Origin of the sequence: Piscinibacterium candidicorallinum, from assembly GCF_047549485.1 — a bacterium.
Lineage (GTDB): Bacteria > Pseudomonadota > Gammaproteobacteria > Burkholderiales > Burkholderiaceae_C > Piscinibacterium > Piscinibacterium candidicorallinum.
Map to the genome: position 1 here is coordinate 3,534,615 of NZ_CP180191.1, position 15,725 is coordinate 3,550,339.

The 15,725-nt window shown below is 66.2% G+C and carries 16 protein-coding genes; 6 read left to right on the forward strand and 10 right to left on the reverse strand.

The annotated features are described in order from the left end of the window. Positions 1-4 precede the first annotated feature (4 nt). Both ACMDW7_RS15930 and ACMDW7_RS15935 read left to right on the forward strand, forming a co-directional pair. Positions 5-199: a hypothetical protein gene (locus tag ACMDW7_RS15930; protein ID WP_377302687.1), complete on the forward strand. Its 195-nt coding sequence runs from the start codon at positions 5-7 to the stop codon at positions 197-199. Continuing rightward, positions 186-2,537, forward strand: coding sequence for a penicillin-binding protein 1A (locus ACMDW7_RS15935; RefSeq protein ID WP_377302685.1), 2,352 nt, complete (start codon positions 186-188; stop codon positions 2,535-2,537). Before ACMDW7_RS15930 ends, ACMDW7_RS15935 begins: the two co-directional genes overlap by 14 nt. Before the next feature lie 380 nt (positions 2,538-2,917). Here the strand turns inward: ACMDW7_RS15935 and cyaY are convergent, their stop codons facing one another. After that, positions 2,918-3,247 (reverse strand): iron donor protein CyaY, encoded by a 330-nt coding sequence (gene cyaY, locus ACMDW7_RS15940; protein WP_377302683.1) that lies wholly within the window; start codon positions 3,245-3,247, stop codon positions 2,918-2,920. Positions 3,248-3,349: 102 nt separating this feature from the next. On the opposite strand from cyaY, the gene lptM reads away from it, so the two are divergent. The 3 genes from lptM to ACMDW7_RS15955 are packed head-to-tail and all read left to right on the forward strand — an operon-like array spanning position 3,350 to position 5,411. Continuing rightward, positions 3,350-3,640: an LPS translocon maturation chaperone LptM gene (lptM, locus tag ACMDW7_RS15945; protein WP_377302681.1), complete on the forward strand. Its 291-nt coding sequence runs from the start codon at positions 3,350-3,352 to the stop codon at positions 3,638-3,640. Beyond that, a complete protein-coding gene (gene lysA, locus ACMDW7_RS15950; RefSeq protein WP_377302679.1) occupies positions 3,637-4,962 on the forward strand; it encodes a diaminopimelate decarboxylase in 1,326 nt (441 codons plus the stop codon). Before lptM ends, lysA begins: the two co-directional genes overlap by 4 nt. A 26-nt stretch (positions 4,963-4,988) precedes the next feature. Then, positions 4,989-5,411 (forward strand): universal stress protein, encoded by a 423-nt coding sequence (locus ACMDW7_RS15955; RefSeq protein ID WP_377302677.1) that lies wholly within the window; start codon positions 4,989-4,991, stop codon positions 5,409-5,411. A 104-nt stretch (positions 5,412-5,515) separates the two neighbouring features. Here ACMDW7_RS15955 and ACMDW7_RS15960 read toward each other — a convergent pair whose 3' ends face one another. Then, positions 5,516-6,169, reverse strand: coding sequence for a sulfite oxidase heme-binding subunit YedZ (locus ACMDW7_RS15960; protein ID WP_377302675.1), 654 nt, complete (start codon positions 6,167-6,169; stop codon positions 5,516-5,518). 89 nt (positions 6,170-6,258) lie between these two features. After that, positions 6,259-7,221 carry a protein-methionine-sulfoxide reductase catalytic subunit MsrP gene (gene msrP / locus ACMDW7_RS15965; RefSeq protein ID WP_377302673.1) on the reverse strand — a complete coding sequence of 321 codons (963 nt, stop codon included), beginning with the start codon at positions 7,219-7,221 and terminating at the stop codon, positions 6,259-6,261. A 388-nt stretch (positions 7,222-7,609) separates the two neighbouring features. On the opposite strand from msrP, the gene ACMDW7_RS15970 reads away from it, so the two are divergent. Next, the gene (locus tag ACMDW7_RS15970; RefSeq protein WP_377302671.1) at positions 7,610-8,842 is read left to right on the forward strand and encodes a winged helix-turn-helix domain-containing protein; all 1,233 of its coding nucleotides are present in this window, start codon (positions 7,610-7,612) and stop codon (positions 8,840-8,842) included. Positions 8,843-8,855: 13 nt separating this feature from the next. Here the strand turns inward: ACMDW7_RS15970 and ACMDW7_RS15975 are convergent, their stop codons facing one another. From ACMDW7_RS15975 to ccsB, 7 genes are all read right to left on the reverse strand, one after another. Beyond that, positions 8,856-9,830, reverse strand: a complete 975-nt coding sequence (locus tag ACMDW7_RS15975; protein ID WP_377302669.1) for a glycosyltransferase family 2 protein — start codon at positions 9,828-9,830, stop codon at positions 8,856-8,858. A gap of 8 nt (positions 9,831-9,838) precedes the next feature. After that, positions 9,839-10,945: a DegT/DnrJ/EryC1/StrS family aminotransferase gene (locus ACMDW7_RS15980; protein WP_377302667.1), complete on the reverse strand. Its 1,107-nt coding sequence runs from the start codon at positions 10,943-10,945 to the stop codon at positions 9,839-9,841. Positions 10,946-10,974: 29 nt separating this feature from the next. Further along, positions 10,975-11,463: an acyltransferase gene (locus ACMDW7_RS15985; protein WP_377302665.1), complete on the reverse strand. Its 489-nt coding sequence runs from the start codon at positions 11,461-11,463 to the stop codon at positions 10,975-10,977. Further along, positions 11,460-12,221, reverse strand: a complete 762-nt coding sequence (locus ACMDW7_RS15990; RefSeq protein WP_377302663.1) for a WxcM-like domain-containing protein — start codon at positions 12,219-12,221, stop codon at positions 11,460-11,462. Before ACMDW7_RS15990 ends, ACMDW7_RS15985 begins: the two co-directional genes overlap by 4 nt. 107 nt (positions 12,222-12,328) lie before the next feature. Further along, on the reverse strand, positions 12,329-13,267 hold the full coding sequence (locus ACMDW7_RS15995; RefSeq protein WP_377302661.1) for a glycosyltransferase family 2 protein: 939 nt from the start codon (positions 13,265-13,267) through the stop codon (positions 12,329-12,331). 82 nt (positions 13,268-13,349) lie between these two features. After that, positions 13,350-14,282 carry a glycosyltransferase family 2 protein gene (locus ACMDW7_RS16000; protein WP_377302659.1) on the reverse strand — a complete coding sequence of 311 codons (933 nt, stop codon included), beginning with the start codon at positions 14,280-14,282 and terminating at the stop codon, positions 13,350-13,352. 72 nt (positions 14,283-14,354) lie between these two features. Continuing rightward, the gene (ccsB, locus tag ACMDW7_RS16005) at positions 14,355-15,713 is read right to left on the reverse strand and encodes a c-type cytochrome biogenesis protein CcsB (RefSeq protein ID WP_377302657.1); all 1,359 of its coding nucleotides are present in this window, start codon (positions 15,711-15,713) and stop codon (positions 14,355-14,357) included. Positions 15,714-15,725: the final 12 nt, after the last annotated feature.

The following is a 15,725-nucleotide window of genomic DNA, read 5'->3' on the forward strand; positions in this document are numbered from 1 at the left end:
GAGAATGTATCAACGGGAAATTTTCGCTGGCAAGCGAAAGTCGTTGATCGCCGAACAATCGTTGCCCGGAACTGACGAGGAGGAGAAACCGGGTGTTACCGAAGCGCTGCGGCCATCCGCGGGCTGGAAAACCCTGACCGCTACACTTTTCCGAGTTTCCTACATGGCGAAAGATCGTCAAGCTGATGAGCGACTCTGAGCGCACCGAACCGGCCGCAGCCGAAGACATGAAAAGCCGGCTGAGCCGATTTGGCGCACGCTGGGGCACCAAGCTGGCCCTGGGCCTGCTGGGGCTCGTGGCCGCCGGCGTGCTGGGCGCCCTGATTGCGCTGGCCGCAGTATGGCCCAACCTGCCTTCAATTGCTGCGGTCACGGACTATCAGCCCAAGATTCCGCTGCGCGTGTACAGCGCAGATGGTGCGCTCCTGGGCGAATTCGGCGAGGAGCGGCGTTCCTTCATCCGCATCCAGGACACGCCGGAACACCTAAAAAAGGCGATCCTCGCCATCGAGGACGACCGGTTCTACGAACACGGCGGCATCGACTTCATGGGGATCGCGCGCGCCCTTCTGTCCAACCTGCTGGGCGGCGCCAAGCAGGGCGCCAGCACCATCACGCAGCAGGTCGCACGCAACTTCTTTCTCTCCAGCGAGCAGACCTACAAGCGCAAGGTCTATGAGGCGCTGTTGAGCCTGAAGATCGAGTCCGCGCTCACCAAAGACCAGATTCTCGAGCTCTACATCAACCAGATCTTCCTGGGCCAGCGCGCCTACGGATTTGCCGCGGCAGCCAAGACCTACTTCGGCAAGGACATCCGCGAGCTGTCCGTGGCTGAGGCCGCGATGCTTGCGGGCATCCCCAAGTTCCCGTCCTCGGCCAACCCGGTGGCCAACTACCGTCGCGCCAAGATCCGTCAGGAGTACATCCTGGAGCGCATGCGCCAGCTGGGCTACATCGATCAGGCCAAGTTCGACGCCGCCAAGAAGGAACAGCTGGTCATCAAGCCCTCGCGCACCTACATCGAGGCGCCAGGCGACTACGTGGCCGAGATGGCGCGCAAGATCATCTTCGACCAGTATGGCGAGGAGACCTACACGCGCGGCATCAATGTCTATACGACCATCCTGAAGGACGACCAGACCGCCGCCTACAACGCCCTGCGCCGCGGACTGCTGGACTACGAGCGCCGCCACGGCTTCCGCGGGCCGGAGGCCTTCGTCAATCTGCCCGCCGACAAGGAAAAGCGCGACGAGGCGATCGAAGCGGCGCTGGACGACATCGCCACCAGCGAAGACCTGCGCGCCGGCGTGGTGCTGGAGGTCAAGCCGCGCGAACTGAAGCTGCAGCTCGGCACGGGCGAGGTAGTAACGGTGACCGGTGATGGCACGCGCTTCGTGCAGTCCGCCATGGCAGCCAACGCCCCAGCCGCGCGCGCCATCCGCCCCGGCGCCGTGCTGCGCCTGGGCAAGGACGCCAAGGGCAACTGGGAGATCCTGCAGCTGCCGGAAGTTGAAGCCGCATTTGTGGCACTGAACCCGAACAACGGTGCCGTGCGTGCGCTGGTGGGCGGCTTCGATTTCAACCGCAACAAGTTCAACAACGTCACCCAGGCGCGGCGCCAGCCGGGCTCCAGCTTCAAGCCTTTCGTGTACTCCGCCGCGCTGGAAAAGGGCTTCACGCCCGCCACGCTGATCAACGACGCACCGATCATCATCCCTGCGTCGGTGACGGGCAGCCAGGTCTGGGAGCCGAAGAACTACGACGGCAAGTTCGAAGGCCCGATGACCATGCGCCAGGCCCTGGCCAAGTCCAAGAACATGGTGTCCATCCGCCTGATGCAGGCCGTCGGCCCGCAGGACACGCAGAACTGGATCACGCGCTTCGGCTTCAACGCCGAAGACCACCCGGCCTATCTCACGATGGCCCTGGGCGCTGGATCGACCAACCCCTGGGAGATGGCGGGCGCGTATTCGGTGTTCGCCAACGGCGGCTACCGCATCAATCCCTTCTTCATCTTCAAGGTGACCGATCAGCAGGGCAACGTCCTGATGCAGGCCAAGCCGCGCCTGGCCGGCGACGAAGCCAACCGCGCCATCGACGCGCGCAACGCCTACACCATGTGGAGCTTGCTGCAGGGCGTGGTCAAGGCCGGCACGGCGACCAAGGCGCTCAGCCTGAAGCGCGCCGACATCGCCGGCAAAACCGGCACCACCAACGACGCGCGCGACGCCTGGTTCGGCGGCTTCAACAACCAGATTGTCGGCGTGGGCTGGGTGGGCTACAGCGACAACCGCAGCCTGGGCGAGCGCGAAACCGGCGGCGGCGTGGCCCTGCCCATCTGGATCAGCTACATGGCCGCCGTGCTGCCCAAGCTGCCGGAGATTCCCACGCCGGTGCCCGAGGGCCTGACGACCATCGGCAGCGAGATCTACTACGTCGAGAACATCCCGGGCCAGGGCGTCAGCTCGCTGGGCATGGGTGATCTGATGACGGACGAGCAGAAGAAGAAGGAAGAAGCAAAGGAACAGCTCTTTTAGAGCTGTTCCTTTGCTTCGCTGTTGATCACGCCCCCTCCCCCGACCCCTCCCCTCGAAGGGGAGGGGAGGCCAGAACTGGCGTTCCGCTGGCGCTGATCTGAGCTGGGCGCCATTGACCGCGCGCCACACCGGAGAGCCGGGCGGCGCCTCCGACGATTCGCGTCGGGCACCTCGTGTCCGGGCTGGTGATCCTGTGACTGACTCTGCGGCAAGTGGCAGCAAGTCCGGCGTGACATGCACGACCGAAAATCAACCTGGAAATCGGCCACGATCCGCATGCCACAAGCGGAACGCGGCCGATTGGCTTATTCAATCATTCGTTGAAAATAAGCCACTCTGTCAATTGCAAATCAACATCTGATTGAAACTGTCTGGCCGCTTCAGGCGGTGAACAGAAGCGCCGTGCCGGCCTGGCTGCTGGCGTGGCGGCTCAGGGCGGCGAAGAGTTCGCTGCCGTCGCGGGTGTCGATCCAGGCCTGGCCGTCCCAACCGTAGTGAAAGCCGCCGGAGCGCGCGGCCACCCACATCTGCTGCATGGGCGCCTGGCTGTTGACGATGATCTTGCTGCCGTTCTCGAAGGTCAGCGTGAGCACGTTGCCGCTGCGGCCGGTGTCGATGTCGGTCTCGGTGCTTTGGGTGATGTGTTCGGCCGCGGCTTCGATGGCATCCAGCGTTTCGCGGGCGAGTTCGAGGAATTCGGTTTCGGTCATGGTGTGTGCAATGCGGCGCGGGGCGCCTGCGCCATCAAGTGAGTCTGCTGGTGGGTCAGCGAGCGCCGCCTAAACTCGCTGCGCTCAAGCCGAAGGTTTTTGATGAAGTCGATTCTATTCAGCGGCCCGCCTCGCTCGGCCGCAAAGTCCGTCCCGGGTGCCCTGCTTGCTGTGAGTGCAGCCGCTGTGCTGGGTCTGAGCGCCTGCGGCCAGCGCGGCCCGCTGGTACTGCCGCCCAAGCCGCAGCCGGTCACGCCGAAGTCCGCGGCCCAATCGGCTGCGCCACCCACCGCCGCACCGGCATCGGCACCCGCAGCGGCCGACACCACCCAGCCCGGCCGCCCAGCCGACGCGCAGCCCTCCGTCACACCCAACAAGGAGCCGCGCCCATGAGCGAGGCCAGCCACAGCACCCACCCCACCCGCGCCGACCGCAGCCGCCTGCCCAATCCGCATCTGGCCGATGGACCAGCCGGACTGGCGCTGGATGGCGTGGCGCTCGCAGACATTGCGCGCCAGTTCGGCACGCCCACCTATGTCTACAGCGCCCGCGCCCTGCGCGAGAACTTTGCCAGCTACCAGCAGGCCCTCGCGGGCCGCAAGCACCGCGTCTGCTACGCGATGAAGGCCAACAGCAACCTGTCCATTCTCAAGCTGCTGGCGGGCATGGGCGCGGGCTTCGACATCGTCTCCGCAGGCGAGCTGGCCCGCGTTCTGGCCGCCGGGGGTGACCCGGCGGGCATCGTGTTCTCCGGCGTGGGCAAGCAGGTCGCGGAAATCGAAGCCGCGCTGAATGCAGGGGGCAGCGGCATCGGCTGCTTCAACGTCGAAAGCGCCACGGAGCTCGCGCGCATCGAGCAGGTCGCGGCGCGTCTGGGCAAGCGCGCGCCTGTGAGCTTTCGCGTGAATCCGGACGTGGACCCCAAGACTCACCCCTACATCTCCACCGGGCTGAAGGACAACAAGTTCGGTGTTGCCTTCGGCACGGCCATTGACCTCTACCGCCGCGCCGCAGCCAGCGCACACCTGAAGGTGGTGGGGATCGATTGCCACATCGGCAGCCAGATCATCGACCCGGCGCCCTTCATGGAGGCGCTGGACAAGATGCTCGATCTGGTCGAGCAGCTTGAGCGCGAGGGCATCGTCATCGAGCACTTCGACCTCGGCGGCGGCCTGGGCATCACCTACCGCGATGAAGCACCGCCCACACCCGCGCAGTATCTGGCGCCCATCCTCGCCCGCTTCGATGCTCGCGGCCATGGCAGCAAGACCTTCATGCTCGAGCCGGGCCGCTCGATCGTCGGCAACGCCGGTCTGCTGCTGTCCACCGTTCAGGTCATCAAGCAAGCGGCCAGCAAGCGCTTCTGCATTGTGGACGCCGCGATGAACGACTACATGCGCCCAGCCATGTACGGCGCCTACAGCGAGATCGTCGAAGTCGCACCGCAGGGCGACGCGGCTGTGCACGACGTCGTCGGCCCGGTCTGCGAAAGCGGTGACTGGCTGGGCCGGGATCGATTGCTGGCGGTGGCCGAAGGCGATCTTCTCGCGCTGCTGTCGGCCGGCGCCTATGGCATGAGCATGGCGAGCAACTACAACACCCGCGGCCGCGCCGCAGAGGTGCTGGTTGATGCAGGACAAGTGCGTCTGATCCGTCGGCGGGAAACTATCGATATGCAACTGGCCGACGAGCTTGCAGCATTGCAGGCACGTTGAATCAACTCAAAAGGACGGAGGAGACCATGAAGATTCTGCTGGCTGTCGATGGCAGCGCCTACACCAAGAAGATGCTCGCCTATCTGGTCACGCACCTGGAAATGATGGGCAGCGAAGCCGAGTTCACCGCCATCAATGTGCAGCTGCCCCTACCCCTGCGCGCCGCACGGGCCGCCGGCAAGGAGATGGTGGATCGCTTCCATGACGACGCGTTCAAGGCCACCATCGCCCCGATCGAGAAGTTCTTCGGCAAGCACGGCCTGAAGCTCGCCACCAAGATGGTGATCGGCAACCCTGGTGACGAGATCGCAGCGCTGGCCAAGAAGGGCAAGTTCGGCCTCGTGGTGATCGGCAGCCATGGCCATGGCAGCGTGAAGTCCCTCGTGCTGGGCAGCGTGGCGCAACGCGTGCTGGCCAGCTGCGCAGTGCCGGTGCTGATCGTGCGCTGACACATCCCCGATCCGCAGCGCTTCAAGACCAGGGGCCGCAGGCATTCAAAGCCTGCGGCCCCTGTGCATTTCAGCGCCAGACATGGCGCGCTACAGACCGGCGCTCAAACCACGGATAAGCGCTGCTTGAGCCGCCAGCCGAGCAGCGCCGCAAACACCAGCGCAAACATCAGCGGCTCGAAGAGATCGTTCTTGCCGGCCTTGTGCCACCAGAAGTGCAGCACGCCCAGCACGGCAGTGGCATACACCGCACGGTGCAGCAGCTGCCAGCGCTTGCCGCCCATGAAGCGGATGGCGGCATTGAAGGACGTGGCGGCCAGCGGAATCAGCAGCACGAAGGCGGCAAAGCCCACGGTAATGAAGGGGCGCTTGATCACGTCCTTCACGATCTCGGCCACGTCGAACCACTGGTCCCACCAGATATAGGTGGTGAAGTGCAGCGCCACATAGAAGAAGGTGAACAGGCCCAGCATGCGGCGCAGCTTGAGCAGCCAGGGCAGGTTGAACAGCTTGCGCGCCGGCGTGATGGCGAGCGTGACCGCGAGGAAGAACAGGGTCCACCAGCCGGTGGCGCGGGTGAGGTGTTCGATGGGGTTGGCGCCGAGCGCATCGACATTGAAGACCGACTGCCAGGCCAGGCGCGCGAACGGAATCAGCGCGATGAAGAACACCGCCACCTTGATGGCTGTGATGGCCTTGGCCGGAAGCGCACGCAGGGAGGCGACGCCCGCACCAGCAGGTACAGATCCAGCATTCATGCGGCTTCCCGAGGCATTTTGGCTGGAAATCCCCGCCGGATCAGCGGAAAGGCCCTGCGGGCTGCGGTCGGCGTTCATGGCATGGGTGCTCAGAAGTTCTTGCGCAGGTCCATGCCTGCGTAGAGCTGGGCCACTTGATCGCCATAACCGTTGAACATCAGCGTCTTGCGCTTGCGCTGCAGGAAGATGCTGCCGCCGTCCTCGCCAATGCGCCGCTCGGTGGCCTGGCTCCAGCGCGGGTGGTCGACGTCCGGGTTCACGTTGCTGTAGAAGCCGTATTCCTGCGGCGCGGACTTCATCCAGCTGGTGCGTGGCATCTGCTCGGTGAGGCGAATGCGCACGATGCTCTTGCCGCTCTTGAAGCCGTACTTCCAGGGCACCACGATGCGCACCGGCGCGCCCATCTGGTTGAGCAGGGTTTCGCCATAGGCGCCGAGCGTGAGCAGGGTGAGCGGATGCATGGCTTCGTCCATGCGCAGGCCTTCGTTGTAGGGCCAGTCGATCACGCTCTGGCGCAGGCCGGGCATGGTGTCCTTCTGCATGTCGGTGATGAACTCGACGAACTTGGCGTTGCCGGTCGGCTCGACGCGCTTCAGGAGCGTGGACAGCGAGAAGCCCGCCCAGGGAATCACCATGCTCCAGCCTTCCACGCAGCGCAGGCGGTAGATGCGCTCCTCGATGGGCGCGAGCTTGAGGATGTCCTCGATGCCCAGGGTCACGGGCTTCTTCACGGCGCCGTCGATCAGCACCGTCCAGGGCCGCGTGCGCATCTTGCCGGCGTATTGCGCCGGGTCGGCCTTGTCGGTGCCGAACTCGTAGAAGTTGTTGTAGGTGGCGGCGTCCTTGTAGCTCGTGAGCTTTTCCATGGTGGTGTAGCTCGACTTCACCGTGGCCAGTTTGGGTTGGCCTGCGGTCTGCGCGCTGGCCATGCCGGGCAGTGCTGCAGCGCCTGTGAGTGCAGCGGCCTGTGCGAAGAAGGCGCGGCGCGACTGCCATACGCGCTGCGGCGTGATCTCGGAAGGCAGGATGTCGTCGGGGCGGCGGATCAGCATGGTGGGGCTCCGGGAGGAAAGGCGCTCTTGTTGATTGTGGAGGCTGCAGCTTGGTCTGCGCTGGGTTGGAAAACTTACAGCGCGGCAGGTTCCGTGGTGGTGGTGCGTCGCCGGGCGACAGCAGGTTGGAAGTGCTTTCCGCTTGTCCCGCAAAGCTTTTCAGGCATTTTGGTCTGGAAAGGCGCACGGATGCTGGGCTTCAGTTTTCAGATCAAGTGGGACGTCCATTTCATGCGCCTCTTCAGGGCAAAGTGGCTGAAGAACCGCGCCAGATGCGCGGAAAGCCTTCGGGGAACTTCTCTGAACCGTAGCGAGTGCGCAAATTGGCCCGCGCAGTAGGTTTCTAGACCTTCCCTTCATGAACCGTGCGCTGCGTTAGCCTCGTCGCATGCCTGTACTGCACCTCTCGCTCGACGACGCGCGCACACTGCACTTGGCCGCCCAGGGCCTGGCCACGCCGACCGCCAAGCCCGCCACCCGGGCGGACCTGGCGCGCTGCATCCGCCGCATGCAGCTGCTGCAGATCGACACGATTCACGTCGTGAACCGCAGCCCCTATCTCGTGCTGTTCGCCCGTCTGGGCGCCTACCCGACCGAATGGCTGGAGCAGCTGCTCGCGCGCGGCACGATCTTCGAGACCTGGGCGCACGAGGCCTGCTTTGCACCCATCGAGGACTGGGCCCTGCACCGCGGCTACAACGCCGAGCGCCGCCACTGGGGCATGAATGGCGCACAGCGCGTCTACCGCAGCCATCGCAGCCACATGCACACGCTGCTCGAACACATCCGGATGCGGGGCGCCGTGAAGTCCAGCGACTTCGAGCGCACGGATGGCCAAAGTGGCGGCTGGTGGGGCTGGAAAAACGAGAAGCGCTGGCTGGAAGCCTGGTTTGCGCTGGGGGAACTGATGGTGGCTCGGCGCGAGAACTTCCAACGCGTATATGACCTGACCGAGCGCGTCCACCCAGAGGCCGCGAGCCTGCCGAAGCTCACCGTGGCAGAGGCCCAGGCGCAGATGACCGAGCGCGCCATCCGTGCACTGGGCATCACCCGGGCGCGCTGGGTGAACGACTACTTCCGCACCAAGCCCAAGCTCAAGGACCGGGACCTCGCGCCGCTGCTCGATGCCGGCGTGATCGAGCGGGTGCAGATCGGCGACTGGCGCGAGCCCGCCTACGTCCACCGCGAATACCTGGCACTCGCCCGCAAGGTGCTGCGCGGCACCGTCACGGCGCAGCACACCACCCTGCTCTCGCCCTTCGACCCCGTGGTCTGGGACCGCGAGCGCGCCAGCCACCTGTTCGGCTTCGACTACCGCATCGAGTGCTACACGCCCGAGCCCAAGCGCAAGTACGGCTACTTCGTGCTGCCCATCCTGCACGGCAACGCGCTCGCGGGCCGACTCGATGCCAAGGCGCACCGCAGCGAAGGCGTGTTTGAAGTGAAGGCCCTGCACTGGGAAGCCGATGCAGCGGTGGACGAAGCCGTCCGCGTGGCGGTGGCGCGTGCCTTGATCGACAGCGCCGCGTGGCATGGCTGCAGCGAGGTACGCCTGAGCAGCGCCGTGCAGCTGAAGGTTCGCCGTGCGATGACTGCGGCGCTCAAGGCCGCGATGGCCTGAGCCGCACCGCGGGTCAGGCGCGGCCCTTGAGCCGTGCCCGCAGGCGGTTCACGCCGGCATTGAAGCCGGGGTAGTTGAGCTTGAAGAACTTGCGCAGGCGCCAGGCCAGCGGCAGTTCGCCGTGCTCACGCAACAGCGCCCGGCGCGCGGCGGCATCCGGCGCCTGGCTCAGGGCCCAGAGGTAGCGGGCGCGCGCCAGCGGCGTGCGCAGCTGGGCCTCAATGGCCTCGTGCAGCCCGGCCACCTGCGCGTCGCGCAGCAACTGCTCCATTTCCGCCACCAGCCGGCCGTTCTGGGTGCGCATCCAGCCGGTGAGGTCCTCGGCCGTGAGCATGGCCTGCCGGGTGGACACGCCGCCCTGGCGGTAGTGCACCAGCGGCTCGGGAATCGTCATGGCCCCACCGCTGACAATGGCGCGGAAGGTGGTGATCTGGTCCTCGTAGGCGATGCGCGGATCGAAGGGGCCGAAGCGCTCCATGCTGCGCCGCGTGAAGGCCTGCGCCGCGCCGATCACATGCGGGCGGCGGGCCAGCCACGCGCGAGCGTCCGGCCACTGCGCCAGGTCATCCACGGGCACGATCTGTGTGGGTGTGCCGTCCTGGCGCATGCCCTGCAGGTGGCTGGCGATCAGGTCCAGTCGCTCGCCGCTGGCACGCCATGCAGCCAGCAGTTTGGCCACGCGGTCGGGCGTGGACAGGTCATCGCCGGCGGCCGTAATGAGCAGCGGCGCGCGCGTCATCTCGATCAATGCGTTGTAGTGGCCGGCAATGCCCAGATTCTGCTGGCCGCGTCGCACGCGCACCTGGTGCGGGCCGCGATAGGCGGCGGCGATCGCCTCGAGGATCTCGCCGGTGGCATCGGGCGAGGCGTCATCGGACAGGATGATCTCGATCGGCTCGCAGGCCTGCGCCAGCACGCTGTGCGCGGCCTGCGCAACGAAGTCCGCCTGGCGGTAGGCCAGCACTAGGACCGCAGCGGTGGCTTGCATCCGCGCAATCAGCCCAGCGCGCGCAGCACGTCACGCAGCGCCTGCACCACGGCAAGCGTCTGCGCATCGGTCTGGGTGGGGCCGATCGGCAGGCTGAAGACCTCGGCATGGATGCGCTCGGCCAGCGGCAGGCTGCCGGCAGGTACGTTCAATGAGGCATAGGCCTGCTGCTGGTGCGGCGCGATCGGGTAGTGCACGACGATGCCCACGCCCGCCACCTTCAGGCCCTCGATGATCGCGTCACGCTTGGGATGGCGCACCACGAAGAGGTGCCAGACCGGCTCAACGTCGGCGCGCACCTGCGGCAAGGTGAGCGGCAGACCCGCCAGTTCGCGCTGGTAGATCGCAGCAATCTCGCGGCGCCGCGCGTTGTCGGCATCCAGCAGGGGCAGCTTGGCGCGCAGGAAGGCGGCCTGCAATTCGTCCAGGCGCGAGTTGTAGCCAATCACCTCGTTCTGATACTTCACGCGCGAGCCGTAGTTGCGCAGCACGCGGATGCGCTCGGCCAGCTGCGGATCGTTGGTGGTCACGGCACCGCCATCGCCCAGCGCGCCCAGGTTCTTGCCGGGGTAGAAGCTCCAGGCCACGGCGTCGCCATGCGCGCCCAAGCGCGCACCGTCAATGCGCGCACCATGGGCCTGCGCGCCGTCTTCCACCACCTTCAGCCCATGCTGGCGGGCGATGGCCACGATGTCGTTGATCGCAGCCGGCTGGCCATAGAGATGCACGGGCATCACGGCACGCGTGCGCGGCGTGATGGCTGCGGCAATCCTTGCCGGGTCCATGTTGCAGGTGCCTTCCACGGGCTCCACCGGCACGGGCGTGGCACCCACGTGCGAGACCGCCAGCCAGGTGGCGATGTAGGTGTTCGAGGGCACGAGCACCTCGTCGCCCGGGCCGATGTCCAGCGCCTTGAGTGCGAGGATCAGTGCGTCGAGCCCGTTGGCCACGCCGATGCAGTGCTTCGCCTCGCACCAGGCGGCGTATTCGCGCTCGAACTGCTCGACCTCCTGACCGAGGATCAGCCAGCCGGACTGCAGCACGCGCTCCAGCGCGGCATGCATGGCCTCGCTCTGGCGCAGGTTGATGGCTTTGAGGTCGAGAAATGGAATCATGGGAACCAGAGAATCTTGAGGGGGATCGATCAGGCCGCAGGCGGAACGGCCGGGGCCGGACCGCGCGAGCGCGCCGGATTGCCGACCCACAGCTCACCGGGCGGCACATCGCGTGTGACCACGCTGCCGGCACCGATCATGGCGCCGGCACCAATGCGTACCCCGCCCAGGATGGTGGCATTGGCGCCGATCGAGGCCCAGCGCTCGATGACGGTGATCAGCGGCTGCTCGAGGTACTGCTTGGAGCGGGGATAGGGGTTGTTGACGAAGCTGACGTTGGGGCCGATGAAGACGTCGTCCTCGACGCGCACGCCGTCCCAGAGCTGCACACCGCTCTTGACGGTGACGCGATCCCCCAGGATCACGTCGCCCTCGATCAGGCACAGGGCATTGATGTTGCAGTCGCGCCCGATGCGCGCGCCGCGCAGCACCACGCAGAACTGCCAGACGGTGCTGCCTTCGCCGATCTGCTCGGTCTGCACATCGGCCAGCGCATGGATGCCGGGCCGGGTGCTCATGCGGCGCGCGCCTTGGCCGCAAGCGCCTTGAACTGCGCGTAGTCGCGGATGTAGTCGGCCGCGTCGTAGTAGTCGGAGGCGAAGACGAGCAGCAACGCGTCGGCCGAGTACTTGTACTGGATGCCCCAGGTCATGGGCGGCAGATACAGGCCGATCTCCGGTCCGTCGAGCAGGACTTCCACGCGCTGCTCGCCGTCATCGCAGACCACCGCACAGCTGCCGCGCACGCAGATCAGGAACTGGTGGCACTGGTGGTGGGCGTGCTCGCCGCGCACCTCGCGGCTGGGCACACCAAACACCATGAAGTAGCGCCGCGGCACGAACGGCACGCTGCGCTCGAATTCGCCCACGGTCAGATCGCCGCGCAGGTCGCGGATGATCGGGAAGCGGTGAAGGGTGACGCCCTTGACACCCACCGGCTGAACGCCGGTCTTCGCCTGTGCGGTGCTTGCAGCGGCGGGCGCGGCCATGTTGCCGGTGTCGACATAGCCCACGATGCTGGCCGGGTTGCCTTCGACGATGGCGCCCGGCGGCACTGGGCGCGTGACCACGGCGCCTTCACGAATCTGAGCATGTGCGGCCACGCTCACGCCGGGCAGCACGCTGGCATTCGCCCCCACGTGTACGCCCGTAGCCAGCTGTGCGCCCTGCCCTACCCAGGCACCGAAGGCCACCCGCACATCGGCGGCGAGTTCGACACCGGGCTCAATGCGCGCGGCCGGGTCGATCAGCGCGGGAGAAGGAGCGGCTTGCACCATGGTTCAGGCAGGCGGAAGGTGGTGGAGCGGCGCAGCGCCAGACCGATTGCTGCGCCACGTGTTGGGTGAAGCCAAGAGCATAGCGGCGGCCCCGCTGTACAGCGCGCTCAGCGTTGGCGCCACCAATGCTGCAGGGCGCGCCGGTAGCGCCATGCCGTGGACAGCTGCGGATAAGCGCCCGCCACGCGCAGATGCGCCGCGAGACCCTGCGCACCAACAAGGTCCCGCGCCATCAGAAAGGCGCCGTAGTGCTGCGCCAGATGCGCGGCCACCTGGCCACTCACGCCCGCCACAGCGGCGTCTGCCGTGAGCTGCGCATGCTCGGCCACCATCCAGGCGCGGTGCCGGCGGGCGCGTTGCTCGCGTATTTCGGCCTCGCTGCGCTCGATGTGTGTGGAGCTGCCACCCACGCGCCAACGGACAGGCGCACAGTCCAGCGTAAGCGCGCCGCCACTGACGATGGCGCGGAAGGTGTTGATCTGGTCTTCGCAGAACACGCCGTCCTGGTACAGCCCGAAGCGGTCAAACAGGCGCCGCGTGAAGGCGTGGCCTGCACCGACGATGTAGGGGCGCCGCGCGGCCCATTGCTCGGCTGAGCGCCAGTCCTGCAGGGCGTCCACGCGGCGAAGCTCCAGCGGCTCGCCGGTGTAGCTCATCTCGCGTATGTGGGTGGCGATCAGGTCCGGGCGGCAGTCGGCCGCGCGCCAGGCCGCCAGCAAGGTGGCGATGCGATCGGGCTCGGAGAAGTCGTCGCCTGCGGCCGGCACGATCAGCGCCCCCGAGCTGGCCTGGATGAGCATGTTGACGTGCCCGCCGATGCCCAGGTTTCGCGGCGTGCGCTGGGCACGGACGCGATGCGGCCCGCGATAGCTCGCCGCGACCTCCTGCAGGATGGCGAAGGTATCGTCGCTGGAGCTGTCATCGGACAGGATGATCTCGATTGGCTCGCAGTCCTGGTTCACGCAGCTCTGCGCGGCCTCGCGCGCAAACGCCGCCTGGTTGTAGGCAAACAGGATGATGGAGACGGCAGGCGCGGAGTCGGTCATCGGATCTGGGAGGAGCGGTCAGCGGATGCGGCGGCTTTGCGCCCGGTCTCGCAGCCTCGGCGGGCTGCGTCTTGCGCGAAGGTTAGCCGCCGCGCCAGGGTGCAAGCTTCACTGCAGCTTGTGCCGCACCGCGTGCGCGCGCGAGTGACTGCGCCGCCTTGGCGCCGCGCCCGGTCAGGCGGTACAGCCAGCCGTTGATGCGGCGGCGCCAGACCTCGCTGCGCTGCAGGCTCAGTGCTGCGGCTGGGCCGGCATGCAGTGCGTAGAGCAGCACTCGGGATCGTCCGGTATGAAAGGCCCGCAGCGGGCTGGGCGTTTGCGGTGCCGCAGGCTGTGCAGCCGCAGCGGCATCCCGGCTGGACGCACCATTCAGGTGGAAGGCCTGCGCAGCCGGTTCGACCAGAATTGACCACCCCGCCTTGCGCAGCCGCAGGCAGAGGTCGTTGTCCTCGTAGTAAAGAAAGAAGCGCTCATCAAAACCATGCACGGCACGCAGGGCGTCGGTGCGCGCGAGCCAGCAGGCGGCGGTGGCGAAGTCTGTGCACAGCGGCCCTTCAGCCAGCGCGGTACGCGGCTTCCAGGCAAATTCATTCATGTGATGCCCGGCCTCAGGCCGCCAGCCGCCGTTACTGTCCGGATTCAGGATCAGCGGCGCGGCGATGGCGAGCTGCGCTTCCGCCAGCAGCCAAGCGCGCAGGCGCTGCACATCGGCCGCGGTAATCGAGCAGTCCGGGTTAAGCAGGAGCGCGTAGGGCGTGCTCAATCGCGCGAGGCCCGCGTTGTTACCGGCACCGAAGCCGACGTTTTGCTCCAGCCGAACCACCTGCGCCTGCGGCAGCGCCGCCTTGAGATGTGCAGCGCAATCGTCCGCGCTGGCGTTGTCCACCGCAATCACCTGCGGCGCATCCGCAAGGCACTCAGCCAGCGCCGGCACGCAGGCGGCGCTGTTGAAAAGCACGAGCAGAACGGTGATGTCCTGCGGCCAGTCTGCAGAGGACCCGGAAACCGAGATCAAGGCTGGGTGCGGCTTTTCAGGCCAAAGCGGCTGAAGAGCCGCCCGGGACAAGCGAAAAGACCTTCTGGCGGCTCAAAGCGCCCCGTAGGAATGCAGGCCCGACAGGAACATGTTCACGCCGAGGAAGGCGAACCCCGTGATCAGCAGACCGATCACCGCCCAGTAGGCCGCGAAGGTGCCGCGCAGGCCCTTGATGAAGCGAAGGTGCAGCCAAGCCGCGTAGTTCAGCCAGACGATCAGCGCCCAGGTCTCCTTCGGGTCCCACTGCCAGTAGGCACCCCAGGCTTCGGCTGCCCAGAGCGCGCCCAGGATCGTGGCGATGGTGAAGAAGGCGAAGCCGATGGCGATCGCCTTGTACATGACGTCGTCCATCACCTCGAAACTTGGCAGCACCGCGGCGATGCGCTTGCGGAAGATCACCACCGAACCTGCGAACAGGGCCGAGATGCCGAAGTACAGCGCCCAGTAGGTGGGCAGACCCTGCGTGCGGAACACCAGCGGCTCGATGCACAGGGCCACGCCCATCACGAAGAGGAAGCCCAGCGTGAACTTGTTGTTGGTGGCTGCCGCGTCCTTGAGCAGATAGGCAAAACCGACCATCGCTGCAATCGAGAAGGTGCCGTAGCCCACGAAGTTGGCAGGCACATGCAGCTTCATCCACCAGCTTTGCAGTGCAGGCACCAAGGGCTGGATTTCGTGCGCCTGACGGTCAAAGGTGTACCAGAGCAGGAAGGCTACGGCCGCCACGACCACGAGCGACACGAACGCGCCCATGGCGCGCGTCTTGTGCTTGGCTTCGTAGTAGAGGTAGAAGATCGAGGTCATGACCGCAAACAGCACGAAGACTTCGTACAGATTGCTGACCGGAATGTGGCCGATGTCCGGCCCGATCAGGTGGCCTTCGCGCCAGCGCACGAGCATGCCGATGGTGCCCATGACGGACGCCGCCCAGGTGAACACCGTACCCATCCACTGCGGCGTTTCCTTGTGTGCAAAGAGCCCGATCCAGTAGCACACACAGGCCAGCATGTAGAGCAGGCACATCCACAGGATGGCAGACTGGCTGGACAGGAAGTACTTCAGCAGAAACGCCTGCTCGGCCTGTTTGAGGTCACCGCCATAGATGGCAATGGCCAACAGCGCAAGAGCGCCACTGCCGATGAAGTAGTAGGCCAGCGGCCGCCAGGCCCAGCCGAGCGCGATCAGGCCCGGGGCTGTACCGATCAGGATCCAGGTCTCGTAGGAGTCCATCTTGGCGTCGTAGCGCCATAGGGTATAACCCATGAGCGCGAAGATGAGCGCTGCAAAGCCCCAATCGAATGCGCTGCGGCTGAAGTAAGCCGCGATGCCGCTGCGTGGGCTGATGATGACGGATTGCCCTGTCGCCTGCGGCGTCTGGGTGGCCTGCGACGCCACGGTGGTCGTGTTCATGGTCTACCCCTT

What these genes read in the sequence shown, in the direction of transcription:
- ACMDW7_RS15960 (WP_377302675.1), bottom strand. Translation starts at nt 6,169, where the DNA reads ATGAATGCTGGATCTGTACCTGCTGGTGCGGGCGTCGCCTCCCTGCGT.
- ACMDW7_RS15970 (WP_377302671.1), top strand. Translation starts at nt 7,610, where the DNA reads ATGCCTGTACTGCACCTCTCGCTCGACGACGCGCGCACACTGCACTTG.
- msrP (WP_377302673.1), bottom strand. Translation starts at nt 7,221, where the DNA reads ATGCTGATCCGCCGCCCCGACGACATCCTGCCTTCCGAGATCACGCCG.
- lptM (WP_377302681.1), top strand. Translation starts at nt 3,350, where the DNA reads ATGAAGTCGATTCTATTCAGCGGCCCGCCTCGCTCGGCCGCAAAGTCC.
- ACMDW7_RS15990 (WP_377302663.1), bottom strand. Translation starts at nt 12,221, where the DNA reads ATGGTGCAAGCCGCTCCTTCTCCCGCGCTGATCGACCCGGCCGCGCGC.
- ACMDW7_RS15975 (WP_377302669.1), bottom strand. Translation starts at nt 9,830, where the DNA reads ATGCAAGCCACCGCTGCGGTCCTAGTGCTGGCCTACCGCCAGGCGGAC.
- ACMDW7_RS15935 (WP_377302685.1), top strand. Translation starts at nt 186, where the DNA reads ATGAGCGACTCTGAGCGCACCGAACCGGCCGCAGCCGAAGACATGAAA.
- cyaY (WP_377302683.1), bottom strand. Translation starts at nt 3,247, where the DNA reads ATGACCGAAACCGAATTCCTCGAACTCGCCCGCGAAACGCTGGATGCC.
- ccsB (WP_377302657.1), bottom strand. Translation starts at nt 15,713, where the DNA reads ATGAACACGACCACCGTGGCGTCGCAGGCCACCCAGACGCCGCAGGCG.
- ACMDW7_RS15995 (WP_377302661.1), bottom strand. Translation starts at nt 13,267, where the DNA reads ATGACCGACTCCGCGCCTGCCGTCTCCATCATCCTGTTTGCCTACAAC.
- ACMDW7_RS15980 (WP_377302667.1), bottom strand. Translation starts at nt 10,945, where the DNA reads ATGATTCCATTTCTCGACCTCAAAGCCATCAACCTGCGCCAGAGCGAG.
- ACMDW7_RS15955 (WP_377302677.1), top strand. Translation starts at nt 4,989, where the DNA reads ATGAAGATTCTGCTGGCTGTCGATGGCAGCGCCTACACCAAGAAGATG.
- ACMDW7_RS15985 (WP_377302665.1), bottom strand. Translation starts at nt 11,463, where the DNA reads ATGAGCACCCGGCCCGGCATCCATGCGCTGGCCGATGTGCAGACCGAG.
- lysA (WP_377302679.1), top strand. Translation starts at nt 3,637, where the DNA reads ATGAGCGAGGCCAGCCACAGCACCCACCCCACCCGCGCCGACCGCAGC.
- ACMDW7_RS15930 (WP_377302687.1), top strand. Translation starts at nt 5, where the DNA reads ATGTATCAACGGGAAATTTTCGCTGGCAAGCGAAAGTCGTTGATCGCC.